Annotated in this window: 24 protein-coding genes; 14 read left to right on the forward strand and 10 right to left on the reverse strand. The window is 71.7% G+C overall.

Translation table 11 applies throughout. The features are described 5' to 3' along the window. Positions 1-120: 120 nt before the first annotated feature. The 4 genes from JSX79_RS12185 to JSX79_RS12200 are packed head-to-tail and all read left to right on the forward strand — an operon-like array spanning position 121 to position 4,380. Positions 121-1,125, forward strand: coding sequence for a nucleoside hydrolase (locus tag JSX79_RS12185; RefSeq protein WP_229086506.1), 1,005 nt, complete (start codon positions 121-123; stop codon positions 1,123-1,125). 5 nt (positions 1,126-1,130) lie between these two features. Continuing rightward, positions 1,131-2,540 (forward strand): MFS transporter, encoded by a 1,410-nt coding sequence (locus JSX79_RS12190; RefSeq protein WP_092388224.1) that lies wholly within the window; start codon positions 1,131-1,133, stop codon positions 2,538-2,540. Beyond that, positions 2,537-3,394, forward strand: coding sequence for a ribokinase (locus tag JSX79_RS12195; RefSeq protein WP_229086507.1), 858 nt, complete (start codon positions 2,537-2,539; stop codon positions 3,392-3,394). Before JSX79_RS12190 ends, JSX79_RS12195 begins: the two co-directional genes overlap by 4 nt. A 50-nt stretch (positions 3,395-3,444) precedes the next feature. Continuing rightward, a complete protein-coding gene (locus JSX79_RS12200) occupies positions 3,445-4,380 on the forward strand; it encodes a Ppx/GppA phosphatase family protein (protein ID WP_071296586.1) in 936 nt (311 codons plus the stop codon). Here JSX79_RS12200 and JSX79_RS12205 read toward each other — a convergent pair. Further along, on the reverse strand, positions 4,377-4,982 hold the full coding sequence (locus JSX79_RS12205; protein ID WP_071296587.1) for an antibiotic biosynthesis monooxygenase: 606 nt from the start codon (positions 4,980-4,982) through the stop codon (positions 4,377-4,379). The two genes, JSX79_RS12200 and JSX79_RS12205, sit on opposite strands and share 4 nt — an antisense overlap. 49 nt (positions 4,983-5,031) lie before the next feature. Beyond that, positions 5,032-6,009 carry a Ku protein gene (locus JSX79_RS12210; protein WP_229086509.1) on the reverse strand — a complete coding sequence of 326 codons (978 nt, stop codon included), beginning with the start codon at positions 6,007-6,009 and terminating at the stop codon, positions 5,032-5,034. Positions 6,010-6,100: 91 nt separating this feature from the next. Between JSX79_RS12210 and JSX79_RS12215 the strand changes: the two genes are divergently transcribed. The 8 genes from JSX79_RS12215 (at position 6,101) to JSX79_RS12250 (ending at position 14,390) form a co-directional block, all read left to right on the forward strand. Beyond that, positions 6,101-7,426, forward strand: a complete 1,326-nt coding sequence (locus JSX79_RS12215) for an MFS transporter (protein WP_229086510.1) — start codon at positions 6,101-6,103, stop codon at positions 7,424-7,426. After that, a complete protein-coding gene (locus JSX79_RS12220; protein WP_229086511.1) occupies positions 7,423-8,907 on the forward strand; it encodes a class I adenylate-forming enzyme family protein in 1,485 nt (494 codons plus the stop codon). The genes JSX79_RS12215 and JSX79_RS12220 overlap by 4 nt, the downstream gene beginning before the upstream one ends. 68 nt (positions 8,908-8,975) lie before the next feature. Next, a complete protein-coding gene (locus JSX79_RS12225) occupies positions 8,976-9,866 on the forward strand; it encodes an SDR family oxidoreductase (RefSeq protein WP_092388240.1) in 891 nt (296 codons plus the stop codon). Then, complete coding sequence (locus JSX79_RS12230) at positions 9,863-12,385, forward strand: ATP-dependent DNA ligase (protein WP_229086512.1); 2,523 nt, start codon at positions 9,863-9,865, stop codon at positions 12,383-12,385. The genes JSX79_RS12225 and JSX79_RS12230 overlap by 4 nt, the downstream gene beginning before the upstream one ends. Before the next feature lie 135 nt (positions 12,386-12,520). Next, positions 12,521-12,676 (forward strand): hypothetical protein, encoded by a 156-nt coding sequence (locus tag JSX79_RS12235; protein ID WP_175473746.1) that lies wholly within the window; start codon positions 12,521-12,523, stop codon positions 12,674-12,676. A gap of 207 nt (positions 12,677-12,883) precedes the next feature. Next, complete coding sequence (locus JSX79_RS12240; protein WP_229086513.1) at positions 12,884-13,498, forward strand: RNA polymerase sigma factor; 615 nt, start codon at positions 12,884-12,886, stop codon at positions 13,496-13,498. Beyond that, a complete protein-coding gene (locus tag JSX79_RS12245) occupies positions 13,495-14,064 on the forward strand; it encodes a hypothetical protein (protein ID WP_229086514.1) in 570 nt (189 codons plus the stop codon). The genes JSX79_RS12240 and JSX79_RS12245 overlap by 4 nt, the downstream gene beginning before the upstream one ends. Further along, positions 14,061-14,390, forward strand: coding sequence for a hypothetical protein (locus JSX79_RS12250; RefSeq protein WP_229086515.1), 330 nt, complete (start codon positions 14,061-14,063; stop codon positions 14,388-14,390). Before JSX79_RS12245 ends, JSX79_RS12250 begins: the two co-directional genes overlap by 4 nt. A gap of 27 nt (positions 14,391-14,417) precedes the next feature. Here the strand turns inward: JSX79_RS12250 and JSX79_RS12255 are convergent, their stop codons facing one another. The 6 genes from JSX79_RS12255 to JSX79_RS12280 all read right to left on the reverse strand — a co-directional run bounded on the left by JSX79_RS12255 (position 14,418) and on the right by JSX79_RS12280 (position 19,566). Beyond that, on the reverse strand, positions 14,418-14,594 hold the full coding sequence (locus JSX79_RS12255) for a hypothetical protein (RefSeq protein WP_156794789.1): 177 nt from the start codon (positions 14,592-14,594) through the stop codon (positions 14,418-14,420). A 10-nt stretch (positions 14,595-14,604) separates the two neighbouring features. Beyond that, on the reverse strand, positions 14,605-15,567 hold the full coding sequence (locus JSX79_RS12260) for a sugar phosphate isomerase/epimerase (protein ID WP_229086516.1): 963 nt from the start codon (positions 15,565-15,567) through the stop codon (positions 14,605-14,607). 159 nt (positions 15,568-15,726) lie between these two features. Then, a complete protein-coding gene (locus JSX79_RS12265; RefSeq protein WP_229086517.1) occupies positions 15,727-16,410 on the reverse strand; it encodes a fumarylacetoacetate hydrolase family protein in 684 nt (227 codons plus the stop codon). A 34-nt stretch (positions 16,411-16,444) separates the two neighbouring features. Further along, positions 16,445-16,660 carry a hypothetical protein gene (locus JSX79_RS12270; RefSeq protein ID WP_229086518.1) on the reverse strand — a complete coding sequence of 72 codons (216 nt, stop codon included), beginning with the start codon at positions 16,658-16,660 and terminating at the stop codon, positions 16,445-16,447. After that, positions 16,647-16,964, reverse strand: a complete 318-nt coding sequence (locus JSX79_RS12275) for a hypothetical protein (protein ID WP_229086519.1) — start codon at positions 16,962-16,964, stop codon at positions 16,647-16,649. The genes JSX79_RS12270 and JSX79_RS12275 overlap by 14 nt, the downstream gene beginning before the upstream one ends. 130 nt (positions 16,965-17,094) lie before the next feature. Next, the gene (locus tag JSX79_RS12280; protein WP_229086520.1) at positions 17,095-19,566 is read right to left on the reverse strand and encodes a phosphoketolase; all 2,472 of its coding nucleotides are present in this window, start codon (positions 19,564-19,566) and stop codon (positions 17,095-17,097) included. A gap of 209 nt (positions 19,567-19,775) precedes the next feature. On the opposite strand from JSX79_RS12280, the gene JSX79_RS12285 reads away from it, so the two are divergent. Then, on the forward strand, positions 19,776-20,456 hold the full coding sequence (locus JSX79_RS12285) for a hypothetical protein (protein ID WP_070417182.1): 681 nt from the start codon (positions 19,776-19,778) through the stop codon (positions 20,454-20,456). Positions 20,457-20,551: 95 nt separating this feature from the next. Here JSX79_RS12285 and JSX79_RS12290 read toward each other — a convergent pair whose 3' ends face one another. Together JSX79_RS12290 and JSX79_RS12295 are read right to left on the reverse strand one after the other, a co-directional pair. Continuing rightward, the gene (locus JSX79_RS12290; RefSeq protein ID WP_071295559.1) at positions 20,552-21,154 is read right to left on the reverse strand and encodes a DUF1992 domain-containing protein; all 603 of its coding nucleotides are present in this window, start codon (positions 21,152-21,154) and stop codon (positions 20,552-20,554) included. 13 nt (positions 21,155-21,167) lie between these two features. Continuing rightward, positions 21,168-22,997 carry a glycoside hydrolase family 15 protein gene (locus tag JSX79_RS12295; protein WP_229086521.1) on the reverse strand — a complete coding sequence of 610 codons (1,830 nt, stop codon included), beginning with the start codon at positions 22,995-22,997 and terminating at the stop codon, positions 21,168-21,170. Between the two features lie 415 nt (positions 22,998-23,412). On the opposite strand from JSX79_RS12295, the gene JSX79_RS12300 reads away from it, so the two are divergent. Next, the gene (locus JSX79_RS12300) at positions 23,413-24,579 is read left to right on the forward strand and encodes an RtcB family protein (protein ID WP_229086522.1); all 1,167 of its coding nucleotides are present in this window, start codon (positions 23,413-23,415) and stop codon (positions 24,577-24,579) included. The last annotated feature ends 102 nt before the right edge of the window (positions 24,580-24,681 follow it).

Consider the following 24,681-nt stretch of genomic DNA (forward strand, 5'->3'; position numbering starts at 1 on the left):
CAAACGCTTGACGTGTTTCCATGTCAAACGCTTGACGTGCCGCGGGACCTGATCCTCGCCGCGGATCCCCACCTCGTCGAGCCTCGACCTCCTGATCCCCGAAGAAGTGGAGCGCCCCGCGTGCCCGAGAAGATCATCCTCGACTGCGACCCCGGCCACGACGACGCCGTCGCGATCCTGCTGGCCCACGGCAACCCGGACATCGAGCTCCTCGCCGTGACGACCGTCGTCGGCAACCAGACGCTCCCGAAGGTCACCCGCAACGCCCTCGCCGTCGCCCGCATCGCCGGGATCACCGGGGTCCCGTTCGCCGCCGGTGCCGACCGTCCGCTGCTCCGCGAGATCGAGGTCGCCGGTGACATCCACGGCGAGAGCGGTCTCGACGGGCCGATGCTCCCCTCGCCGTCGTTCGAGCTGGACGAGCGGCACGCGGTCGACCTCATCATCGAGACCGTCATGGCGCACGAGCCCGGCACGGTCACCCTGGTGCCGACCGGCGGCCTGACGAACATCGCCCTCGCGGCCCGCAAGGAGCCCCGCATCGTCGAGCGCGTCAAGCAGGTCGTCCTGATGGGCGGCGGGGTGCACGTCGGCAACTGGAGCCCGGTCGCCGAGTTCAACATCGTCATCGACCCCGAGGCCGCCTCGATCGTCTTCGACGCGGGCTGGGACGTCGTCATGGTCGGCCTCGACCTGACGCACCAGGCGCTCGCGACGCCCGAGGTCGCCGAGCGCATCGCCGCCGTCGGCACCGCCCCGGCCGCGTTCGTCGGCGAGCTGCTCGACTTCTTCGGCCAGACGTACAAGGACGCCCAGGGCTTCGACGCCCCGCCCGTGCACGACCCCTGCGCCGTCGCGTACGTCATCGACCCGACCGTCGTCCGTGCGGTGAAGGTCCCGATCCACGTCGAGACGCAGGGCACCCTGACCCTCGGCATGACCGTCGCCGACTTCCGCGCGCCCGCGCCGGAGGACTGCCGCACGAGCGCCGCGACGGAGCTCGACCACGGCCGGTTCTGGGACCTCGTCGTCGACGCCCTCGAACGCATCGGCGAGACCCCGGACACCGGCTGGACGCCCCGGACCGCAGCCACCACGACCACCACGACCACCACGGAGCACTGACCCCCATGACCACCACATCGACGAAGAAGTCGATCGGCGCCCTCACCGCCGCACTCCTCGCAGCCTGCATCGCGTTCCAGCTGAACGCGAGCATGCTCAGCCCCGCCCTGGTCACGATGGCCCGCGAGCTGCACACCGACGACGCCACGATCGGCCTGTCGCAGACGCTGTTCTTCACCCTGGCGGCGCTGTTCTCGCTGTTCCTGCCGCGCCTGTCCGACATCGTCGGCCGCAAGCGCGTCCTGCTCGGCATGCTCGCGGTGATGCTCGTCGGCAGCATCGTGGCGGCGCTCGCGGTCAACGTCCCGATGCTGTTCGTCGGTCGCATGATCCAGGGCGTCACCGGCCCGGTCGTCCCGATCGGCCTGCTCATCCTCCGCAACGAGATCGCCGACCCGAAGCGCTACGGCGCCGCCCTCGGCCTGCTCACCGCGGTGAACGGCGGCATCGCGGGCGTCGACGCGCTCGCCGGTGGGTGGATCGCGACGCACTTCGGGTTCCGCGGGATCTTCTGGGTCATCGCGATCGTCACCGTCGTCGCGGCGCTGATGGTCGCTGCGTGGGGCGTCGAGTCGAAGCCGTCGGCCGGCACCCGCATGGACTGGTGGGGTGTCCTGCCGCTCGTCGTCAGCGTCGGCGCACTGCTCACCGCGTTCAACGAGGCGGGCAAGCTCGCAGCCGCCAACTGGGGCCTCGTGGTCGGTGGCATCGTCCTCGCCCTCGTGGCCTTCGGCGTCTTCTGGGCGGTCGAGTCGCGGGTGCGCGAGCCCCTCGTCGAGACACGGTTCCTCAAGCGCCGTGCGACCTGGGCGTTGCTCGTCACGACCCTGCTCACCATGACGGGCGTGTTCGCGGTCGTGAACGGCCTCGTCACGAGCCTCGCGCAGAACCCGGACGCGGGCTTCGGCATGGAGGCCGACCTCGCCTCGCTCGCGTTCCTCACCCCGTACGCGCTGGTCGGCTGGATCGTCGGACCCTTCGCCGGCCGGCTCGCGCCGACCCTCGGCTACCGCGCCGTGCTGCGCGTCGGCCTGGTCGGGAGCATCGTCGCGACGCTCGTCATGGCGTTCGTCGGCGTGCACTCGCTGCCGGTGCTCATCGCCGCGACCGTGCTGATCGGCATCACCTACGCCGGCATCGCGAACATCATCCTGAACGGGCTCGGCATCGTGCTCTCGCCGGAGTCGAACCCCGGCTTCCTGCCCGGCCTCAACGCCGGTGCGTTCAACCTCGGTGCCGGCATCAGCTTCGCCGTCCTGCCGGCCCTGCAGATCGCGCTCGGGACCGGCGGGTCCGCGGGCACCGCCGGGTACTCCGGTGGCATGCTGCTCGGTGCCGTGATCACCTGCGCGGCACTCGCCACGTCCTTCCTCATCCCGCGCCCGGCCTCGGCCGAGACAGGAGCCGCCGCATGACCGGCATCGTCGTCGTGGGGAGCCTCAACGCGGACCTGGTGGTCCGCACGGAGCGCTTCCCGAAGCCCGGTGAGACCCTCCAGGGGTCCGACCTCGCGATCCTGCCAGGCGGCAAGTCCGCCAACCAGGCGGTTGCTGCCGGGAGGCTCGGGGGCACCGTGCGCATGATCGGCGCGGTCGGCGACGACGGGAACGGTCGACTGCTGCGCGACTCCGTCGCGGCGGCGGGTGTCGACACGACGCACGTCGCCGTCCGGGAGGGCGTGGCCACCGGCACCGCCGTCATCACGGTCGACCGCGCAGGGGAGAACACCATCGTGATCTCCGCCGGCGCGAACGGCACGCTGACCCCGCACGACGTCCCCGCCGATGCCCTCGACGGTGCCGGCGTGCTCGGTCTCTGCCTCGAGGTCTCGATCGACGTCGTCCTGGCCGCCGCCCGCGCAGCGCACGCCGCCGGGGTCACGGTGCTCACGAACCTGTCCCCGTTCGGTGCCGTCCCGGCGGAGCTGCTCGAGCTGACCGACGTCCTGCTCGTCAACGAGCACGAGGCCGCCGAGCTCGGGGAGCACGGTGTCCGACGGTCGATCGTGACCCGTGGTGGCTCGGGCTGCGTCGTGCACGACGGTGACGCCGAGCCGGTGTCGATCGACGCCGTCCGGGTCGACCCGGTGGACACCACGGGCTGCGGCGACGCGTTCATGGGTGCGGTGGCGCTCCGCCTCGCCGCCGGGGACCCGCTGGTCGAGGCCGCGCGGTTCGCGGTCGGTGTCGGGGCGTACGCCGCGACGAAGGCGGGCGCGCAGGCGTCGTACCCGACCACCGCGGAACTGGAGTCGTTCCTGCGGGGCTGAACCGCGCCTCCCGGGCCGTGCCCGTCCGGCGGGGCCACTAGCGTTGTGGCATGCGCGTGGGAGTCCTCGACATCGGGTCCAACACCGGCCACCTGCTCGTGGTGGACGCCCACGGCGGTGCCGCCCCGCTGCCGGCGTCGTCGTTCAAGCAACCGTTGCGCCTCGCCGAGCACCTCGACGACGCCGGCGCGGTGACGGAGGCGGGCGTCGACGCCCTGACCTCGTTCGTCGCCGACGCCGTCCGCGTCGCCGAGGACCGCGGGTGCGAGGACATGCTCGCGTTCGCGACCTCGGCCGTCCGCGACGCCGTGAACTCCGACGCGGTGCTCGCCCACGTCGAACGGGCGACCGGCGTCGAGCTCGCCGTGCTGTCCGGCGGAGACGAGGCGCGCTTGACGTTCCTCGCCGTGCGGCGGTGGTTCGGGTGGTCCGCCGGTCGCCTGGCCGTGTTCGACATCGGCGGTGGGTCGCTCGAGATCGCCGGCGGAGCGGACGAAGCGCCCGACGTCGCGTGGTCGATGCCGATCGGCGCCGCGCGGCTCGCCCGGTCGTACTTCGCGGCGGGGACCCCGACCGAGGACGACGTGCGCCGGATCCGGCACGAGATCCGGGTGGAGATCGCCCGCGACGCCGGGCTGCTGCTGCGCGCCGGGCGGCCGGACCGTGCCGTGGCGACCTCGAAGACGTTCCGGTCGATCGCACGGATCTGCGGCGCGGCGCCCTCGGGTGCTGGGCCGCTCGTGCCGCGCGCGCTCGACGGCGACGTGCTCCGCGCGAAGCTGCCGGCGCTCCTGACGATGTCGGTCGCCGAGCTGGCCGAGCTCCCCGGGGTGTCGCCGAGCCGAGCACACCAGGTGGTGCCGGGAGCCCTCGTCGCCGAGGCCTGCCTGGACATCTTCGACCTGCCGGCGCTCGAGATCTGCCCGTGGGCGCTCCGCGAGGGCGTGATCCTCGAGCGGCTCGACCAGCTGTCGGTGCTCGGCTAGCCGTTCCTCGGCGGTGCGAGGAGCCACGGGCGGATCATCCGCGTGACGAACGGCAGCACCCAGAACGTCATGATCGGCGTGAGCACGAGCGTCGTGACGAGCACGCGCGGCAGCACGGGGAGTGCGCCGAACGCGGGGACGAGCCAGCCGACGAGGTAGGTGAACGCCAGGTTGACCGGGAAGAACCCCAGCCAGATGCTCACGGCCTGCTTCCACCGCGGCGGTGCGCTCGACGCCGGGGCATCGGCCGGTGCGTCGAACCACCCCTCGATCCCGGTGCGCTTCTCGACGCGGGACTCCACCACGAGGTCACGGCCGAGGTCGAGCCACCGCAGCCGGTCGTCGGAGTTCTCCCACGTGGCGAGGGAGTCGTGGTCGGCGAACCGGTAGAGCATGTGCCACTCACGGCTCGTCGCGTGCGAGCGGACCCAGCCCGAGCCGAGGAAGCCCGGGTAGCGGTTGGCGAGGTTCACGCCGGACTGCACCCAGCGGGTGACGTCGGGGATCCGTTCGGGTTCGACGAGTCGTGTGATGGAGACGGTGACGGGCGGGCCATCGGTCGCGGGTGGCGACGACAAGGCCCCAGGCTCTTCTGGAGTCATGCGTCAAGTCTGGCCGACGCGTGTTTCCTGCTCGTGTCGCGCGGTCCGGCTAGCTGGCCTGCTTCTTGGCGGCCGGCTTCTTCGCGGGGGTCTTCTTCGCGGGGGTCTTCTTCGCGGGTGCCTTCTTCGCGGGTGCCTTCTCGGCCGGGGCCTTCTCCGGTGACTCGTCGGCCGTGGAGTCCTGCTTCGTGGAACGGGACCCGCTCCGGGAACGTGACCCCGTGCCTCCCGACCCGGACCGCTTCTTGTCCACCGACGCGCGCAGGGCGGCCATCAGGTCGATGACGTCGCCACCCTCGTCATCATCGTCGTCCTCGGAGCGCTCACCGAAGGTCTTCTCGGTGTCGATGTCGTCGCCGGACTCCAGCTTCGCGTCGATGAGCTGCTGCAGCTCCACCTGGTAGGCGTCGGTGTAGCGGTCGGGGTCGAAGTCCGTGGACATGCTGTCGACGAGCGACGACGACATCTTCAGCTCGTTCGCGCTGACCTTCACCGCTGCGTCGAGCCCCTTGAAGTCGGCGGCACGGACCTCGTCGCCCCAGAGCAGCCCCTGCAGCAGGATCACGTCGTCGTTCACCCGCAGGACGCCGAGCCGGGTCTTCTGCCGGAGCGTGAACTGCACGATCGCCAGCCGGTCGGTCTTCGCGAGGGTCTCGCGCAGGAGCACGTACGCCTTGGGGGAGCGGGAGTCGGGCTCGAGGTAGTAGGACTTCTCGAACATCATCGGGTCGACCTGGTCGACGGGGACGAACTCGAGGACCTCGATCTCGTGCGACTGCTCCTCGGGGAGCTGCTTGAAGTCGTCGGCGGTGAGCACCACCGTCTTGTCGCCGTCGTCGTAGGCGCGCTGGATGTCGGCGTACTCGACCTCGTGGCCGAACTCGCAGACGCGCTTGTACCGGATGCGGCCCTTGTCCTCGTCGTGGACCTGGTGCAGCGACACGTCGTGCGTCTCGGTCGCCGCGTAGACCTTGATCGGCACGTTGACGAGCCCGAACGCGATGGAGCCCTTCCAGATCGACCTCATGGGCACATGATGCCCGTCGGGACCTGCACGTGTGCGATTCTTGTTGTCATGTGAAATACTGAATATGACGTTCGATCGCGAAAGGTGCCTCATGACCGCTCTCCGCCCCAGCCCGATGCGCCGCCGAGTCCGCGGCCGCGTCCTGCTCATGCTCTGCGTCATGTACGCGATCGCCTACATCGACCGGACCAACATCTCCACCGCCCTGCCCTACATCAAGGACGACCTGGGCCTCACGGACACCATGGCCGGCTACGTCGTCGCGGCGTTCGCGCTGCCGTACGCGTTCCTCCAGATCTTCGGGGGTGCGATCGGCGGTCGCATCGGACCGCGCAAGATGCTCGCGATCGTCGCGGTGCTGTGGGGCGTCGCGACCCTGCTGACGGGCTTCAGCGTCGGACTCATGTCGCTGATCGGTGCGCGACTGCTGCTCGGGCTGACCGAGGCGGCCGCGTTCCCCACCGCCACCCAGGCGATGAGCAAGTGGATCCCGATCGACCGGAACGGCTTCGCACAGGGCATCACGCACTCGGCGGCCCGCCTCGGCAACGCACTCGCGCCGCTCATCGTCGCCGGGCTCATCATCGTGGCGGGCTGGCGCAGCTCGTTCCTCGTCGTCGCCGCGCTCAGCGTGATCTGGGCCGGGCTCTGGTGGGTCGTGTTCCGGGACCGCCCGGCGGACCACCCGAAGATGACGTCCCAGGAGCTCTCGGAGCTCGGGGAGCTGCACACCCCCGCCGGTGCGGGGGACCGCGTGAAGACCCCGTGGAAGCAGCTCGTGCCGCAGATCCTCCCCGTCACGTTCGTCGACTTCGGCTACGGCTGGACGCTCTGGGTGTTCCTGACCTGGCTCCCGACGTTCCTCAGCGACACGTACGGTCTCGGCATCGGCGGCTTCGCGCTGTACACGTCGATCATCCTGCTCGCGGGTGTCGTGGGCGACACGGTCGGCGGCATGCTCAGCGACCGGATCGTCGCACGGGGCGGGGACGTCCGGCACGCGCGACGCGTCATCCTCGTCATCGGCCTCGGCGGCGCCCTCCTCTGCCTCACCCCGCTGCTCTTCGCGCAGAGCCTCCTCGTCGCGACCGTGGCGCTCACGCTGTCGTTCTTCTTCCTCGAGCTCTGCAACGCCAACCTCTGGGCCATCCCGATGGACGTCGCGCCCCAGTGGTCCGGTGCCGCGTCCGGGCTCATGAACACCGGGTTCGGCATCGCCGGCGTCGTCTCGCCGATCGCGTTCGGCGTCCTCATCGACGCCTCCGGCTGGGTCGCGCCGTTCGGGCTCTCGATGGGCCTGCTCGCCGCGGCGATCGTCGTCGCCTGGTTCATGCACCCGAAGCGCGTGCGCATGGTCGACGGCACCGTCGTCGTCGGCGGCGCAGCGGCCGCGACGACCGAGACGGTGTCCCGGTGAGCCGCGAGCTGACCCTCCGTGCCCTGATCGCCGAGCGTACCCGCGCGACCCCGGCCCACCCCTACCTCGAGGACGCACGGTCCGACCGGGTGCTCGACCACGAGACGCTCGCCCGCGCCGTGAGCGCCTGGGAGCGGGTCTTCGACGGCCTGGGCATCGCCCCGTCGGGCGCCGTCCTGGTCGACCTCGGCGACCCGCTGTCGTTCGCCGTGGTCCACCTCGCCGCGATCGCGACCGGGCGTCGGTCCGTCCCGGTGGACCCGGGGCAGCCGGCGTCCGAGGTGGCCCGGCTGGGATCGCTCATCGGCGGGGCGTCGCTCGTCGTGTCCGACCGCGAGGAACGTTCCGCACTCGACGGGGTCCCGGCGGCGCGGGTCGGCAGGGACTTCGGCCCGGTGCACGTGGTGCGCGGTCCCGTCCCCGGCAGCGACCTGGACGCACCGGGGGAAGGGTCGGCGGTGCTCTTCACCTCGGGTTCGACCGGCACGCCGAAGGGGGTCGAGATGCCCGAGACGCAGCTCCTCTTCGTCGCACGGCAGGTCGCACAGCACAACGGCCTCACGCCGTCCGACCGCGGCTTCAACTCGCTCCCGCTCTCGCACGTGAACGCCGAGGTCGTCGGGCTGCTGGCGACCCTCGTCGCCGGGGCGACCCTCGTGCTCGATCGTCGCTTCCACCGCACCGGGTTCTGGGAACTCCTCGCCGAGCGCCGGGTGACCTGGCTCAACGCCGTGCCGGCGATCCTCGCGGTCCTCGTCAAGACCGGACCACTCGTGTTCCCGCCGGGCCTCCGGTTCGTCCGCAGTGCGTCCGCTCCGCTCCCGGAACCCGTCCGTGCAGCACTCGGCAACGTGCCGCTGGTGGTCAGCTGGGGGATGACCGAGGGCGCGTCGCAGATCGCGGCCACCCCGCTCGGTGCGCCGGCCCGACCGGGCAGCGTCGGCGTCCCGGTCGGCTCCGAGGTGCAGGTGCGGGACGAACACGGCAACGTGCTGCCCGCGGGCGACGTCGGGTCGCTGTGGGTCCGCGGCGCGGGGATCGTCCGGTCGTACCTCTGCGGACGCGCGGCCGAGCGGTTCGACGCCGACGGCTGGCTCTGCACGGGTGACCTCGGCCACGTCTCGGAGGACGGGTGGGTCTGGCTCGTCGGGCGTGCGGACGACGTCATCAACCGCGGCGGTGAGAAGGTCTACCCGGCCGAGGTCGAGGACGTCCTGCTCGGGGACCCGCGGGTGCTCGAGGCGGTGGTCGTCCCCCGCCCGCACGAGGTGCTCGGCAGCGTCCCGGTCGCCTACGTCGTCGTCCGGCCGGACTGCGACACCGACGCCGCCGTGCTGCACGCGGCACTCCTCGAGCGTGCCGAGGCCGAGCTCGCACGGTTCCGCCGCCCGGTGGAGGTCTTCATCGTGCGGGACCTCCCGCGTGCGTCGACCGGGAAGGTCCGGCGGGTCGAGGTCCGCGCGATGGCACAGAGTGCCTGAGCGGACGGGTTCTCCACAGATCCCGCTTCGCTGAACCGCGGTGGCCGCGGCGCGAGCACCATGGGCGCATGAGCCAGCTCGACAAGCAGGACCCGCGCGACCAGTTCCCCCGTCCGCCCTTCCCGGCCCAGACGCAGCAGGGATCCGGACTGGCGAGCGCGATGGACCCGGCACCGGACCACGGCGAGACGAGCTACCTCGGCACGGGCCGCATGCCTGGCTACCGCGTGCTCGTCACCGGGGCCGATTCGGGCATCGGACGGGCAGCGGCGATCGCGATGGCGAAGGAGGGCGCGGACGTCGCCCTGAACGCCCTGCCCGAGGAACGCGACGACCTCGAAGCCGTGCGGGACATCGTGGGCGACCTCGGGCGGAAGGCCGTGCTGCTCCCCGGCGACCTGACCGACGAGGGGTTCTGCGACACACTCGTGCGCGACGCGGTCAGCGAGCTCGGGGGGCTCGACGCGCTGGTCCTCGTCGCCGGCCACCAGAAGGTCCACGACGACGTGACGGAGCAGTCGACCGAGGACTTCGACCGCACGATGAAGGTCAACCTGTACTCGCTGTTCTGGCTGGTGCGTGCGGCCGTTCCGCACATGGCGCCCGGCAGTGCGATCGTCACGACGAGCTCGGTGTCCGCGTACCAACCGCAGGACCGGATGATCGACTACGCGGCGACGAAGGCCGCCATCATCACGTACACGAACGGGCTGGCGCGGCAGCTCGCGGCGAAGGGGATCCGGGCGAACACCGTCGTCCCGGGCCCGGTGTGGACGCCGCTGCAGCCGATCAGCTACCCGGGCGACGAGATCGCCGCCTACGGGCAGGACACGCCCTTCGGTCGACCTGCACAGCCGGTCGAGCTCGGCAGCGCGTACGTGTACCTGGCCGGCCCCGAGTCGTCGTACACGTCGGGGACGACCCTCACGGTGGCGGGGGCGACCGGGGTGGCGCTGTGAGTCCGACCTCGCGCAAGACCGTGGTCCTGGTGGGGGACCGCCGCATCGCCCTGACGAACACCGACAAGGTGCTCTACCCGGAGACCGGCACCACCAAGGGACGCGTGATCGAGTACTACGAGCGGGTCGCACCGTGGATGATCCCGCACGTGAAGGACCGCCCCGTGACCCGGAAGCGCTGGGCGAACGGCGTCGACGGCAAGGTGTTCTTCGAGAAGAACCTGCCGGACTCCGCGCCCGACTGGGTCCGGCACCACACCATCCACCACGCCGAGCACGACAACGAGTACCCGATCATCGACGACCTGCCGACCCTCGTGTGGATGGCGCAGCAGGCCGCGCTGGAGCTGCACGTGCCGCAGTGGCGGTTCGGCCCCCGCGGCGGGCAGCAGAACCCGGACCGGCTCGTCCTGGACCTCGACCCCGGCGACGGCGTCGGGCTGCCCGAGTGCGTCGAGGTCGCCCTCGCAGCGCGCGAGATCCTGCACGGCATGGGGCTGGACCCGTACCCGGTCACGTCCGGGTCGAAGGGCATCCACCTCTACGCCGCGCTCGACGGCGGGGCCTCCACAGCACACGTCTCCGAGGTGGCGCACGAACTCGCGAAGGCGCTCGAGCAGGACCTGCCGGACCTCGTGCTCTCCTCGATGAGCCGGGCGGAGCGGACGGGCAAGGTGTTCGTCGACTGGTCGCAGAACAACGGCAACAAGACGACGATCGCGCCGTACTCCCTGCGCGGCCGTGACCGGCCGACGGTCGCCGCGCCGCGCACCTGGAAGGAACTCACCGAACGCGGGCTCGCGCAGCTCACCCTGGACGAGGTCCTCGAACGCCTGGAGGAACGGGGCGACCACCTGCACCCGGTCGCCTCCGCCTCGTTGGCGGTCGGACGGGACGACCACGGTCACTGGGACAGCGACCGGACCCAGCAGGCGAACGACGCGGAGCAGCCCGCGCGCGACCGGCTCGCCGCGTACCGCGCCAAGCGCGACGCGTCGAAGACCCCGGAACCCGTGCCCGAGGACGCGCCGACGGTGCGGAAGGACGGCACCCCGACGTTCGTCATCCAGGAACACCACGCCACGCGCGACCACTACGACTTCCGGCTCGAGCACGACGGGGTCCTGGTCAGCTGGGCGCTGCCGAAGGGTGAACCCACGGATCCGGGGAAGAACCACCTGGCGGTGCAGACCGAGGACCACCCGCTCGAGTACGGCGCGTTCGAAGGCACGATCCCGAAGGACGAGTACGGCGGCGGCACGGTCACGATCTGGGACGACGGCACGTACGAGCTCGAGAAGTGGCGCGAGGGCGAAGAGGTCATCGTCACGCTGCACGGCCGGACCGGGGGCGCTCGCCGACTGGCGCTGCTGCACACCCGCGGGCGGGGTCGTGGGCGCGACGGCGACGAGAAGAACTGGCTCATCCACCGCACGAAGGACCAGCCGGACCGCCTGGCGGACGGCGGGGACGGGGCGGGGACGAGCCGTGCCTCCCGGCCCGCACCCGCCGGCGGCGACCCGACCGCGCGCATCGACCGGACGGCCGCGTCGGACACCGCTCCGGCTGATCGCCGCACGATGCAGGCGACCCTCGCGAAGGGCGAGCCGACGCTGGACGAGTCGGACTGGGCGTTCGAGATGAAGTGGGACGGCATCCGCGCGCTCGCGACCGTCCGGGACGGTTCGGTGACACTCCGCAGCCGCAACGACAACGACCTGACGGTGCAGTACCCCGAGCTCCAGGAACTCGGCGACCGCGCCGGGGTGGACGGCGTGTTCGACGGCGAGATCGTGGCCCTCGACGATCGGGGGCGGCCCTCCTTCCAGCTGCTGCAGAACCGGATGGGACTGACGAAGTCGCGCGAGGTCGAGGCGGCACGGCGGGAGACGCCGGTCCGGCTGCTGCTCTTCGACGTGCTCGAGGCGGACGGGCACGAGCTCACCCGCCTCGGGTACGACGCGCGTCGCCTGGCGCTCGAGACGGTGGTCGAACCGGGCGGCGCGATCGACGTCCCGCCTGCGTACCAGGGCGACCTCGCCCGGGCGATGGCGGACTCGGCGGAGCAGGGACTCGAAGGGGTCGTCGCGAAGAAGCGGACGTCGAAGTACGCCGAGGGTCGGCGATCGGAGGCGTGGCTCAAGCTGAAGCACCACGCCACGCAGGAGGTCGTGGTCGGCGGGTGGAAGCCGGGGAGTGGTCGGCGTGCGGGTGGGGTCGGCTCGCTGCTCCTCGGCGTCCCGGGGCCGGACGGGCTCGAGTACATCGGGAAGGTCGGCACCGGCTTCCGCGACCGCGACCTCGACGAGATCGGTGCGACGCTCGCCGCGCTCGAGCGGAAGACCTCGCCGTTCGTCGACGTCCCACGGCCCGATGCCCGCGACGCGCACTGGGTGACGCCGAAGCGCGTTGGGGAGGTCGAGTTCGCCGAGTGGACCTCGGACGGCCGGTTGCGACAGCCCTCGTGGCGCGGGTGGCGGGTGGACAAGGACCCTGGGGACGTCGTCCGGGAATCGTGAGCATGCATCCGCATGGGGTCAGCCCGGGGCGAACTTCCGTCCCCCGTTCCACCCTCGACCGGGGGACGAATCGGGGGTGATCCCCCGGGATTCCGGTACGGGCTGTTACGTTCGCCGGGACGAAAGGGCGCGAGCATGAGCGCGAGCAAGTACCTGCCCCCGTTCACCGCGGAGGAACGAGTCACGATCGCAGGGGACCGATCGGCGCGCACACCCGTGGACCCGGGGGTCGCGGTGACGGAGTCCGAGGTGACCTACGCGGACTTCCTCGGTGACGAGGTCGACGAGTAGGTCGGGGACGACGGTCCACGCGGTGTTCGCTCCGCGTGGTGATCGACCACCGACGCCGCGGGCTGGGGGAGAAGACGGCCCGTGCGCCGGATCAGGGGACGCACGGGCCGCCGTCGGGGCGCCGTGACCGGTCGTTCAGGGATGACCGGTCACGACGCGCTTCGCACCAGGCACGCACCGCGCTCCTGGTAGACCCGTACGTAAGACGTGACGACGACCGCGATCGTCACGCGAGAACCGAAGAAAATCGACGAGGAGCCGACCCTGAGCGACGCTGACGCCCTGGCGTCCCTGTCGGACGCCTCCCTCGTCGCGCGCAGCGCCGACGGCGACACGGTCGCGTTCGGGGTGCTGATCCGCCGCTACGGCCCGCACATGCGCGCCTACGCCGCTCGGATCCTCGGACACGGCGACGGCGAGGCCGAGGACGCCGTGCAGGAGGCGGCGCTCCAGGCCTGGCAGCGCATCGACCGGGTGGACGACCCCGACCGTGTGCGGAACTGGCTGTTCCGGATCGCGGCGAACAAGGCGCTCGACCGCCTCCGTCGGCGGCATCCACACCTGGACCTCGAAGCGGTGGTCGACTCGGCCGACGACCGCCCCGTCGACGAGGTCGTCAGCACGCGGCTGCAGGTCCAGGAACTCGCGCGTATCGTGCAGGCACTCCCGGACGCGCACCGTGCCGTCTGGGTGATGCGGGAGATCGGTGGGGCGTCGTACGCCGAGATCGCCGAGGCGACGGGGATGCCGCAGGCGACCGTGCGCGGGGTGCTGGCGCGGGCACGACGTCGTGTCCTCGAGCAGATGGAGGGGTGGCGATGACCGACGACGAACGGTTCGGCGCGTTCACCCTCGAGGAACTCTCCGACTACCTGGACACCGACCGCACCCCGGCGCGGCCGGACATCGAGGGCGACCCCGACGCGGCCGCCGCGTTGGTGCGGCTCGAGTCGCTGCGGACGGCCTCGCGGGACCTGCTCGACGCCGAGGCCGCGGAGGCCGCCGGGGCCGACGCCGGTTGGATCGCCAGCGTGCTCGCGTCGGTGCGGACGACGGCGCACGCGGGGCGGGACATCCCCGTCCCGGACGACGACCCCGCGTCGACGCTCGTCGTGACCGAAGGCGCACTCCGCGGACTCGTGCGGGCTCTCGGCGACGAGGTACCCGGCGTGGTCGTCCGCCGGACCCGGTTCACGGGCGACGTCGGGACGGCCGGCGGATCGGTCGACGTCGAGGTGTCGATCGCCGCGAGCGCCGACGGGCCGGTGCACCTCCGCGCCGAGGCACTCCGGTCGATCATCGAGGACGCGCTCGCGGCGCACGCACCCTTCGTGGTGCGGTCGCTCGTGGTGCGGGTGGCGGACCTCATCGAGGGAGGACGACCGTGACCGACGACGTGCGCAGTGTCTCGCGCGGACTGACCGCGGTCGTGCTCGGGGTCCCCGGGGTCCATTCGGTGCTGCCACCGGGGCCGAACCTCGCCACGCTCGTCCGCGACGTCCACTCGGTGCTCGACCTGCCCCGAGACGGTGGCGCGGTCCTCGTGCAGGACCGACGCGAGGGCGCCCGGATCCGCGTGGTCGTGACGACGGACCGGCGGGTCCCGACGCTCGGGCTCGTCCGGAACGTCCGCGACGCGGTGGTCGCCGAGGGGACGGCGTCGCTGGGACGTCGACCGTCGGACGTCACCGTGCGGGTCGTCGAGATCGACTGAGCGCCGGCGACCGCCAGCCGGGGGAACTCAGGGAGCGGGCGCGGGACCGTCGGCGGGCTCGGCGTCGTCGGCGACCGGGAGGTCCTCGTCGATAAGGTCGTCCTCGTCCGGTTCGACCACCTCGGCCGCAGCCGCCTTCGCCTCGTCGATGGACTCCTGGGAGCGGCGGAGCAGGTCGTCGTCGTGTGCTGGCTGGTCGGTCATGCCGGTGACGCTACGCCGGAGCTCCTGAGTCGGCGTCGCGGCGACGGTCGCTCGGCGGGGGAGCTGCCGGCGGCTCGAAGTCCACCGCCGAGGTCGGCGCCGGGGTCGTCGGCATCGCGGGGACGGCGGGCGTCCCGAAGGCGTCGGCGGCGTCGAGCACCGCCCGGGTCGCCGCGGCAGCGGTCCGGAGGGCGTCCCCGATCGGCATCGCCCGGTGTGCTGCCGTCCGCACCTCGACGCCCCACGGCTCGTCGAACCCGAGGTCGCGCACGGTGCGGACGAACCCCGGGACGTCCCAGGCGCCGGCGCCGGGCAGGTGGCGAGCTTCGCGGGCCTCCTCGGCGAGGGTCATGCCCGCCGGCGTGTGGAGCAGACCGTCGCTCAGCTCGACCGCGGCGAGCGACGCCGGCGCGACGCCCTCGCGGATGGAGGCGAGCGTGGACCCGCCGCGCAGTGCGTGCATCACGTCGACCAGGAGCCCGCCGTTCGGGTGACCGGCGGCGGTGACGAACCGGGACGCGCGCTCCACCGTCGGCAGGTTCGACCACGGCTCGGGCTCGAGGACGAGCTGCGCACCGACCTTCGCGGCCTGCCCGGCCAGTTCGTTCCAGTCGTCGACCATGGCGGACGGCGAGACGCCGGGCAGCGTGACGTCCGCACGCGCGACGACCTGCCAGGCGCTCAGGGTCGCGGCGGCCTCGAGCACCACACCGCGGTCGGCGTCCTGGTCGGTGGTGTGGTTCGAGCAGGTCCACCAGCGTTCGAGCGGTCCCAGCTGGACCCAGACGATCCCCGCACCGTCGAGCATGCGGCGGAGGGCGGCGAACCCGATCGTCGCCCGCACCTCGTGCAGGTCACCGAGCGACAGCGAGAGTCCGGCGAAACCGGCAGCACCGACGGCGTCGATGCGCTCGCCGATCGGTTCGGTCCCGGCCCATGTCCAGGACGTCGCGAGCAGGTCGTGTTCCTGCACGGCGGCACCTCCGTTCTCCGGACACGCCGCCCCGCCCCGTCGCGGTCGGGTGTCCCCAGTGTGGCGACACCGCGCACCCCGCAGCGGCGTCGAGACATTGCTACTCGGTGGTGCTGCGAGCCCTCCCAGGCCGCCGACACACGGGGGAAACGCGTGGGGTCACACGATCACGGTCCGGACCGAGCCCACGCCGGCGATCGAGCCCTCGAGGAGGTCCCCGCGGGCGAGGACCCCGACACCGTCCGGCGTGCCGGTGAACAGGAGGTCGCCCGGCGCGAGGGACACGAACCGCGAGAGCTCCGCGATGGTCTCGGCGACGGACCAGATCTGGTCGGCGAGGTCCCCGGACTGTCGGAACTCGCCGCCCACCCGCAGCTCGATCGTGCCAGAGGTCGGGTCGACGTCGGCTGCGGGGACGATCGCGCCGACCGGGGCCGAGGCGTCGAAGCCCTTGGCGGTGTCCCACGGGCGGCCGAGCCGCTTCGCCTCGGCCTGCAGGTCGCGCCGCGTGAGGTCGATCCCGACGGCGTAGCCCCAGACGTGGTCGAGGGCCGTGTCGACCGGGATGTCCGTTCCGCCGCGACCGATCGCCACGACGAGCTCGACCTCGTGCTCGAGGCGCTCGGTGACGGACGGGTACGGGGTGTCCGCGTCGTCGGTCACCACCGCGCCCCCCGGCTTCGTGAAGAAGAACGGCGGCTCGCGGTCCGGGTCGTGGCCCATCTCGCGTGCGTGCGCGGCGTAGTTGCGGCCCACGCAGAACACCCGCCGGACGGGGAAGCGTCCGCCGGTCGTGGTGGGGACGGTCGGGAGGGTCGGGGCCGGGATGACGAGGTCGCTCACCCGTCCAGCGTGCCACCGGCAGCGCGGTGCTCGGTCAGCCCTCGCTGATCGAGGCCTCCCACCGGAGCTTCCGTGCTCGTGCCCGTTCCTGTCGTTCGCGCCACTCGATCCGCATCTCCGCGAGTCGTTCGAGGTCACCGGCCGCACGGACGAGCGGCCCGTAGTGCGGGTGCGCGAGCAGGCTGGGGGTCCGGCGTTCCATCCGGTCGAGTCGGGCCTTGAAGGACGCGTCGTCTTCATCCGAGATCATCGTCGGGTCGTTCCTCTCTGCCGCGGAGCCGTCGCGCGGCGGTCGTCTCGTGGTCGTCGAGCGCGCGCTCGACCCACTTGTCGTCGTCGGTGACCCAGGTCCGGGTCATCAGGGCATCGGTCATCAGAGCGGCCGCATCACGGCGCCGCTCATCGGCCGACAACGCCCGCTCGACCACCCACGACCAACGCTGCCACCAGTGGTCCCGATGCCCCAAGAACTCTGTATTCCGCCGCGCCCGACGCCCCTCGACCACCGTCACCACCACGCTCGCGACCGCCACCAGGGCGCTGAGCAACGACACGCTCGCGCTCGTCCAGCCTGTATCCATGCCGACCACCCTGACGCGACAGGACCGGCCACGCGCCGAGCGTGACCGGTCCTGTGGAACGTGATCCGCGCCTCCTGGATGTGGAGGAGTGCGCGGACGCGCGTCAGTTGCCGGGCGCGGCCCCCTCGGTCTCCCCCTCGCCCGGGTCGCCGCCCGTGCCCTCCGATGCCGCCTCGTCCTGCGGCCACCCCGAGAACCGCCACGCACCGACGCTCGGGTGGTCCTCGCCCTTCGTGTACGCGTACTCGCGGGCCGCCGTGCGGGCCTCGGACAGCCGCGTGCGCAGCGCGTCGTGCGCCGACGCGTCCACCCGGGTCAGGGCGTCGTGCGCGAGCGCGAACCGGTCCATCTCGTTTCGCATGAGCATGTCGAACGGGGTCGTCGTCGTGCCCTGCTCGAGGAACCCGTGCACGTGCAGGTCGTCGTGGCCGTTCCGGCGGTAGGTGAGCTGGTGCACGAGGGACGGGTACCCGTGGAACGCGAAGACGGTCGGGGTGCCGGGCAGGAACAGTTCGTCGTAGCGCTCGTCGGGGACCGGGTGCTCGTGCTTCCGGGGGTCGCCGATGGACAGCAGGTCCACGACGTTCACGACACGGACGCCGACCTCGGGAGCGTGCTGGCGGATGATGTCCGCGGCGGCCACGGCCTCGACGGTGGGGACGTCACCGGCGCAGGCGAGCACGACGTCGACGCGGCCGACGGTCTCCTCGGTGCCGGCCCAGGCCCAGACCCCGAGCCCCGCGGCGACGTGCTCGACCGCGTCGGGCAGCGACAGGAACACCGGCTCGGGGTGCTTGCCGGCGACGATCACCTCGATGCGGTCGGTCGTCTCCAGGGCGTGCGCGGCGACGGCGAGCAGGGTGTTCGCGTCGGCCGGCAGCTTGATGCGGACGAGGTCCTGCTGCTTCGACGCGACGACGTCGAGGAACCCCGGGTCCTGGTGCGAGAAGCCGTTGTGGTCCTGGCGCCAGACGTGCGACGACAGCAGGATCGACAGGTTCGAGACGGGTGCCCGCCAGTCGATGTCCGTCGAGGACTCGAGCCACTTCGCGTACTGGCCGACCATCGAGTCGATGATGTGTGCGAACGCCTCGTAGGTGTTGAGGACGCCGTGGCGGCCGCTCAGCACGTAGCCCTCGAGCATCCCCTCGAGCAGGTGCTCGGACAGCACTTCGGTGACCCGGCCGTGTGCGCCGAGGTGCTCGTCCCCGACGCCACGCTGGGCACGCCAGACGCGCGACGTCACGTCGAAGACCGCGTCGAGCTTGTTCGACACCGTCTCGTCCGGGCCGAAGAGCCGGAAGGACGAGGGGTTCCGCTGGATGAGTGCGGCGAGCCAGGGGCCGAGCGTGCCGGTGGCGCTCGCGTCCTCGCCCACGGGGACGCCGAACTCCTCGAGCCCGGGGCGGTCGAGTGCGGTGCGGAGCCGGCCGCCGTTCGCGTGCGGGGTCGCACTCATCCGCAGGTCGCCGGTGGGCCGGATGGTGGTGAGGATGCCGATCGGCTGGCCGTCGTCGTCGAACAGCTCCTCGGGGCGGTAGGACCGCATCCACTCCTCGAGCTGCCGGCGGTGGTCGTCGTCCTCGCGGACGGCGGGCAGGGGGACCTGGTGGGCGCGGAAGGTCCCCTCGACCTGCTGGCCGTCGACGACCTTCGGGCCGGTCCAGCCCTTGGGCGTGCGGAGGATGATCATCGGCCAGCGCGGTCGGAGGTCCGCAGCACCGGCCGGCTGCCCGGCGGCCGCTCGCTCCGCCTGGGCGCGGGCCGCGGCCTGGATGTCGTCGATCGTCGCGAGTGCACGCCGGAGCGCACCGTCGAACAGGGCGTGCACGGCGAACGGGTCGTCGTCGACGCGGGCGGAGTCGACCACGATCGGCTCGTACCCGAGCCCACGGAAGTAGGCGTGCAGGTCGTCGTGCGGGATGCGTGCGAGGACCGTCGGGTTCGCGATCTTCCACCCGTTCAGGTTGAGGATCGGCAGCACGGCGCCGTCCGACACCGGGTCGAGGAACGTGTGCGCCTGCCAGGACCCGGCGAGCGGCCCGGTCTCGGCCTCACCGTCGCCGACGACGCAGGCGACGACGAGGTCCGGGTTGTCGAGTGCCGCTCCGTACGCGTGCGCGAGGGAGTAGCCGAGCTCGCCGCCCTCGTTGATCGACCCCGGGGTCTCGGGCGCCGCGTGCGAGGGGATCCCACCGGGGAAGGAGAACTGCCGGAAGAACTGCCGCAGCCCGTCCGGGTCCGGCGTGATGTCCGGGTAGAGCTCGCCCCACGTGCCGTCGAGCAGCGCGTTCGCGTTCATCGCGGGACCGCCGTGACCGGGCCCGCAGATGTACAGGAGCTGCCGGTCCGTCTCGGCGATGAGCGCGTTGCAGTGCGCGTAGACGAGGTTGAGCGCCGGCGAGGTGCCCCAGTGTCCGAGCAGCCGGGGCTTCACGTCGTCCGGCGTGATCGAGCGGTCGAGCAGCGGGTTGTCGAGCAGGTAGATCTGCCCGACGGTGAGGTAGTTCGCGGCGCGCCACCAGGCGTCGATCGCGCGGATCCGGTCGGTGCTCGAGGGGGATGCGGGGGCCATGCCCCCACGGTACGGAGGCGGTCGCGGGGGAATCCCAGAAAAACTTCCAAACCGTTCGGCAGGGGGTGCCGAATGCATGTCACAAGGGCAAACGCCCAGGGCGCTCTCCGGTCACGAACGGCCGGGCCACAGCAAGCACACAGCACGGCGCGTGCACAGGAGCACGTCGCCACCGGCCGGAGCCCCCGAGACAGCAAAGGACCCAACCCATGCGCAAGTCCCTGAAGACCTCCATCACGCTCGCCACGACGGGTGCGCTCGTGCTGGGTGGTGCCGCGTTCGGCATCACCTCGGCGCAGGCCTCGACCCCGTCGGTGCACACCGTGTCGTCGTCCTCGTCGAAGATCCCCGGCCCCGTCGCGTCGGTGCCCGAGGTCCTCGGTGGCGACACCGCCGTGAAGCTCGACTCCGGCTTCACCGACGCCCTGACCGCGCTGAAGCTGACCCCGGGTGTCTCCGGTGACGCCAAGCTCGCCGACGGGTCCGTGTCGTTCCCGATCACGTCCGGTTCGGTCACGTACTGGTCGCCGGACGGTGACTACCGTCCGTACGTGCAGGGTCTGCTGAACCACGACGACTCGGGTCTGACCCTCACCGCGGGTGAGACGACGGTCACGCTGGAGAACTTCGTCGTGAACCCGGGCTCGTCCAAGCTCTACGGTGACGTGCTGGTCAACGGCAAGGTCGCGGTGAACAACGCGTACCTGTTCTCGCTGCACGGTGGCACGCTCAAGCCGCTGCAGCTCGAGGGTGACAACGCGATCCTGACCGGCACCACGGTGCACGTCTCGGGTGACGCCGCGAAGCTGCTCAACAGCACCTTCAAGACCGACGCCGTGAAGTCCGGCCTCCTCGTCGGCACCGCCACCATCACCGCCAAGATCAAGTAACGCTTCCACGCCAGGGACGACCGCAGCACCGCGCCACGAGCGCGGTGCTGCGGTCGTTCCCGTGTCCGGGGGCGGTCCAGGAGGCGCGGATCACCTCACCGACGTCGGCGCCACCACCGCCGTGGTCGGTCCGCCTCGGCAGCGGCCCGGTCCGCGGCCACCTGCGCCTCGGTCGCCAGTCGCTCCTGCCGACGCGCTCGCCAGCCGGCGACCTCGGTCTCGACGTCTCGGAGCGGCGTCACCACCGGCGGCCCACCGAGGAGCTGCCGGCGGGCCTCCTTCACGCGGGCGTTGAAGTCGTCGAGCACGGCACGGACGTCGGCCTCGGCGGAGAGGGCGTCGAGGTGCTCGTCGAGCTCGGCGTCCTCCTTCCGCAGCGCCAGGGCGGGCGGGGCGATCCCGGTGATCTCCTCGCGCTCGATCTTCGCCTTGATCCACCAGTCGGGGTCGTGGCGTCCGTCGTTCCCCGGGAGCCGCTTGCCGTGGTACGGGTTGCCCTCGAAGACACCCCGACGCTCGGCCTCCTCGATCTGGGCCCGAGCGTGCGCCGCGACGTCGGCGGCCTTCAGGAGCCGACGCTCCTCGCGCACCTCGTCGGGGTCGAGGGAGCCGCGTTCGATCTCGCTGTCCACGAGCTGCTGGTACCGGTAGCGGGCGGCCCGTCGCAACCGGTCCATGCGTGCATCGACGTCGTTCATGACCCCTCCATGATCACTCCCCGGAGCGCTCCTCGCCAGCGACCTCCTCGATCGTGAGCGCTGCCTGGATGAGCGCCAGGTGCGACAGCCCCTGCGGGATGTTGCCCATGAACGTGCCGTCCTCGCTGATCATCTCGCTGAACATGCCGACGTCGTTCGCCTGCTCCACCATCTCGTCCATGAGGTCGCGGGCGTCGTCGACCCGTCCGACGCAGGCCATCGCGGCAGCGAGCCAGAACGAGCACGCCACGAACGGCGACTCCTCGGACTCCATGCCCGAGTACCGGTACACGAGCGGGCCGTGCTGCAGCTGCTCCTCGATCGCCCGGATGGTCGACTCCATGCGGGGACCCCGGTCGAAGGCGCTCATCGCGTGCAGCAGGATCGACGTGTCGAGCTTGTCGGAGCCCGGGTACATCACGTAGTACCCGCGTTCCTCGTCCCACCCGTGCTCGGCGACCCACTGCTCGATGAGCTCGCGGTTCTCGATCCACTTGTCGCGCGGCCCGTCGATCATCCCGGCCTCGTGCAGCTCGGCCGCGGCGTCGAGCGCCTGCCAGCAGCCGATCTTGCTCGAGACGTAGTGCTGCGTGTCCTGGAGCTCCCACATGCCCGAGTCCGGCTCCTCCCACCGGTGGCAGGCGTCGTCGGCGAGCTCCTGCAGGACGGCCGCGGTCTTCCGGTCGAGGACGTTGCCGGCGCGGACGTACTGGCGCAGGATCTCGAAGACGTCGCCCCACACCCCGAGCTGCAGCTGGTCGCCGGCGCGGTTCCCGATGGTCACGGGGCCGATGCCGTTCCAGCCGGGGACGTCGCGCTCCTCGACGCCGTCGCTCTTCGAGCCGTCGAGCTCGTAGAAGATCGGCATGTCCTCGTCGTGCTCGGCGATCGTGCGCATCACCCAGGACACCGCGGCGTGGGTCTCCTCGCGCAGCCCGAAGCGGGTCAGCGCGTGCACCGTGTACGACAGGTCGCGCACCCAGGCGAACCGGTAGTCCCAGTTCTTGCCGCCGGTGCGGTCCTCGGGCAGGCTCGTCGTCGGAGCCGCTGCGATCGCGCCGGTCGGCGAGAAGATGAGCAGCTTGAGGGCGAGGGCGCTCCGCTGCACCGGCTCGGCCCACGGCCCGTCGTACGAGAACTCCTCCGACCAGGTCGCCCAGTTGTCGATCGTCCGGTCCATCGCCTGGAGCGCGCTCTCCGGCCGGGGCATGAAGATCGGCTCGTCGTGGGTCCCGACGATGGTCAGGATGTGCTTCGAGCCATCGGCCGTGGTGAAGCGGCCGGAGAACCGGGGCCCGTCGTCGTGCACGGGCTCGAAGCCCTGCTCGACGATGGCGATCGTGATGCCGTCGATGCCGATCACGGCGCCGTTCGCGGTGTCGAGACGTCGCGGTTCGGCCGTGTTGAGCAGGGTCCCCGGCACCACCGCCCACTCCATCTCGACCGTGCCGTCGACACCCTGCACGCACCGGGCGACCTCGGCCCAGGGCAGGCGTCCCGCGACGCCGGTCACCATCGCGTCGGTCACGGTCACGGAGCCCGACCGCGTGGTCCAGGTGGTGACGAGCACGTTCGTGCCCGGCAGGTACTCGCGCGCGACCTCGGCGTCGGCGTCGACCGGCCGGAGGGCGATGTGTCCGCCGTGCTCGGCGTCGAGGATGCTCGCGAAGACCGGCGGCGAGTCCATCGAGGGGATGGGCAGCCAGTCGATCCGGCCGTCCCGTGCGACGAGCGCCACCGTCCGACCGTCGCCGATCGCGCCGTAGGACCGGAGCGGTGCGTAGCCGTCGGTGCGCTCCTCGTCGTCGATCACGTCAGGGGTGTCTCGGGTCCGCTCGGTCATGCTCCCAGCCTGCCCGCGCCCTGGGCCCGACCATCAGGCGGGCGTACCCCGCTGTGGAGGACGCCCGCCGTTCCTCCAGGCTGTGGAGAACCGGCGACACGTCCGGGGCGACTTGTGTACCTCGGGCGTGTCGCACTACTGTCGTCCTCCTGCCCATCGGCAGGACCGCCCGTCCCGGGCACCACCGGAAGGACCGCGCGTGCGCACCGTGCAGCACCACGAACAGCGCAACCAGCAGCAGTCCGACCGCTATCCCGCGTAGGCACGCGCCGTCACCCGACGCCCCGTGCCCACCCGGCCCGGGGCGTCCTCTCCACGACGCTGCCCTCCGAACGCCACGCCTCATGGTGCCGGACGGCAGCAGGACCTCGCCCCGGACCGTCACCGAAGACCGTCACGAAAGCGAGACGAAGCAATGGAGAAGATCACCGACCGGCTGCTGAGCTGGGCCTCGATGCTCGAGGACAACACCGAGCAGCAGGCCCGCACGACCGCTCGCATGCCGTTCGTGTTCCCGCACCTGGCCCTCATGCCGGACGCCCACCTGGGCCTCGGCGCCACCGTCGGGTCGGTCATCCCGACCCTCGGCGCGGTCATGCCGGCAGCCGTCGGCGTGGACATCGGATGCGGCATGATCGCGGTCCGGACCCAGTTCACCGAGGCCGACCTGCCCGACGACCTGCAGGAGCTGCGCGAGCAGATCGAGCGGGCGATCCCGCTGTCGGCCGGTGCGTCGAACCGGAAGATCGTTGCCACGGCCGAGCCCCGGATCGCGGAGCTCGAGACGATGGCCGAGGCCGCCGGGTTCGACCCCGCAGGAGCGCACGGTGGCTGGCGCAACCAGCTCGGCACGCTCGGGTCCGGGAACCACTTCATCGAGGTGTCGCTCGACGAGGCGGACCGCGTCTGGCTGTTCCTGCACTCCGGGTCGCGGGGCGTCGGCAACAAGATCGCCCAGCGGCACATCGCGGTCGCCAAGAAGGCAATGCAGCGCTGGTGGATCGAGCTGCCCGACCCCGACCTGGCGTACCTGGTCGAGGGGACCCCGGAGTTCGACCGGTACATCGCCGAGCTGCGGTGGGCGCAGCACTTCGCGCTCCTCAACCGCGAGGAGATGATGGACCGCGTCGTGCGGCAGCTGTCCGAGGTCGTCGGCACGCCGGTCGACGAGCAGGAGCGGATCAACTGCCACCACAACTTCACGCAGCGCGAGACGCACTGGGGGAAGTCGGTGTGGATGTCCCGGAAGGGTGCGATCCAGGCGAGGGCGGGGCAGCCCGGTCTGATCCCGGGGTCGATGGGCACCGCGTCGTACGTCGTCGAGGGCCTCGGCAACAAGCCGTCGCTCGAGTCGTCCCCGCACGGCGCCGGTCGGCTGTTCTCGCGGAGCGCCGCCCGGCGGACGTTCACGCACGACCAGCTGCGCGAGGCGATGGTCGGCATCGAGTACCGCGACACGGACGCGTTCCTCGACGAGATCCCGGCGGCGTACAAGCCGATCGACCAGGTCATGGCCGACGCCTCGGAGCTCGTGTCGATCCGGCACACGCTGCGGCAGGTCGTCAACGTGAAGGGCGACTGACGTCGCCGTCACGCCGGGTCGGGAGGCGCGGTGCGGGCCCGCACCGCGCCTCCCGACTGCCAGACGGCCGGGTGTCACCGCCCCTGCCGGACAGGGCCCGTT

Origin of the sequence: Curtobacterium sp. GD1, assembly GCF_020882855.1 — a bacterium.
GTDB lineage: Bacteria > Actinomycetota > Actinomycetes > Actinomycetales > Microbacteriaceae > Curtobacterium.

Bases quoted from the DNA above. Each gene is read 5' to 3' on its own strand.
- JSX79_RS12190 (WP_092388224.1), top strand. From the start codon at position 1,131: ATGACCACCACATCGACGAAGAAGTCGATCGGCGCCCTCACCGCCGCA.
- JSX79_RS12195 (WP_229086507.1), top strand. From the start codon at position 2,537: ATGACCGGCATCGTCGTCGTGGGGAGCCTCAACGCGGACCTGGTGGTC.
- JSX79_RS12200 (WP_071296586.1), top strand. From the start codon at position 3,445: ATGCGCGTGGGAGTCCTCGACATCGGGTCCAACACCGGCCACCTGCTC.
- JSX79_RS12205 (WP_071296587.1), bottom strand. From the start codon at position 4,982: ATGACTCCAGAAGAGCCTGGGGCCTTGTCGTCGCCACCCGCGACCGAT.
- JSX79_RS12210 (WP_229086509.1), bottom strand. From the start codon at position 6,009: ATGAGGTCGATCTGGAAGGGCTCCATCGCGTTCGGGCTCGTCAACGTG.
- JSX79_RS12215 (WP_229086510.1), top strand. From the start codon at position 6,101: ATGACCGCTCTCCGCCCCAGCCCGATGCGCCGCCGAGTCCGCGGCCGC.
- JSX79_RS12225 (WP_092388240.1), top strand. From the start codon at position 8,976: ATGAGCCAGCTCGACAAGCAGGACCCGCGCGACCAGTTCCCCCGTCCG.
- JSX79_RS12235 (WP_175473746.1), top strand. From the start codon at position 12,521: ATGAGCGCGAGCAAGTACCTGCCCCCGTTCACCGCGGAGGAACGAGTC.
- JSX79_RS12245 (WP_229086514.1), top strand. From the start codon at position 13,495: ATGACCGACGACGAACGGTTCGGCGCGTTCACCCTCGAGGAACTCTCC.
- JSX79_RS12255 (WP_156794789.1), bottom strand. From the start codon at position 14,594: ATGACCGACCAGCCAGCACACGACGACGACCTGCTCCGCCGCTCCCAG.
- JSX79_RS12270 (WP_229086518.1), bottom strand. From the start codon at position 16,660: ATGATCTCGGATGAAGACGACGCGTCCTTCAAGGCCCGACTCGACCGG.
- JSX79_RS12280 (WP_229086520.1), bottom strand. From the start codon at position 19,566: ATGGCCCCCGCATCCCCCTCGAGCACCGACCGGATCCGCGCGATCGAC.
- JSX79_RS12285 (WP_070417182.1), top strand. From the start codon at position 19,776: ATGCGCAAGTCCCTGAAGACCTCCATCACGCTCGCCACGACGGGTGCG.
- JSX79_RS12290 (WP_071295559.1), bottom strand. From the start codon at position 21,154: ATGAACGACGTCGATGCACGCATGGACCGGTTGCGACGGGCCGCCCGC.
- JSX79_RS12295 (WP_229086521.1), bottom strand. From the start codon at position 22,997: ATGACCGAGCGGACCCGAGACACCCCTGACGTGATCGACGACGAGGAG.
- JSX79_RS12300 (WP_229086522.1), top strand. From the start codon at position 23,413: ATGGAGAAGATCACCGACCGGCTGCTGAGCTGGGCCTCGATGCTCGAG.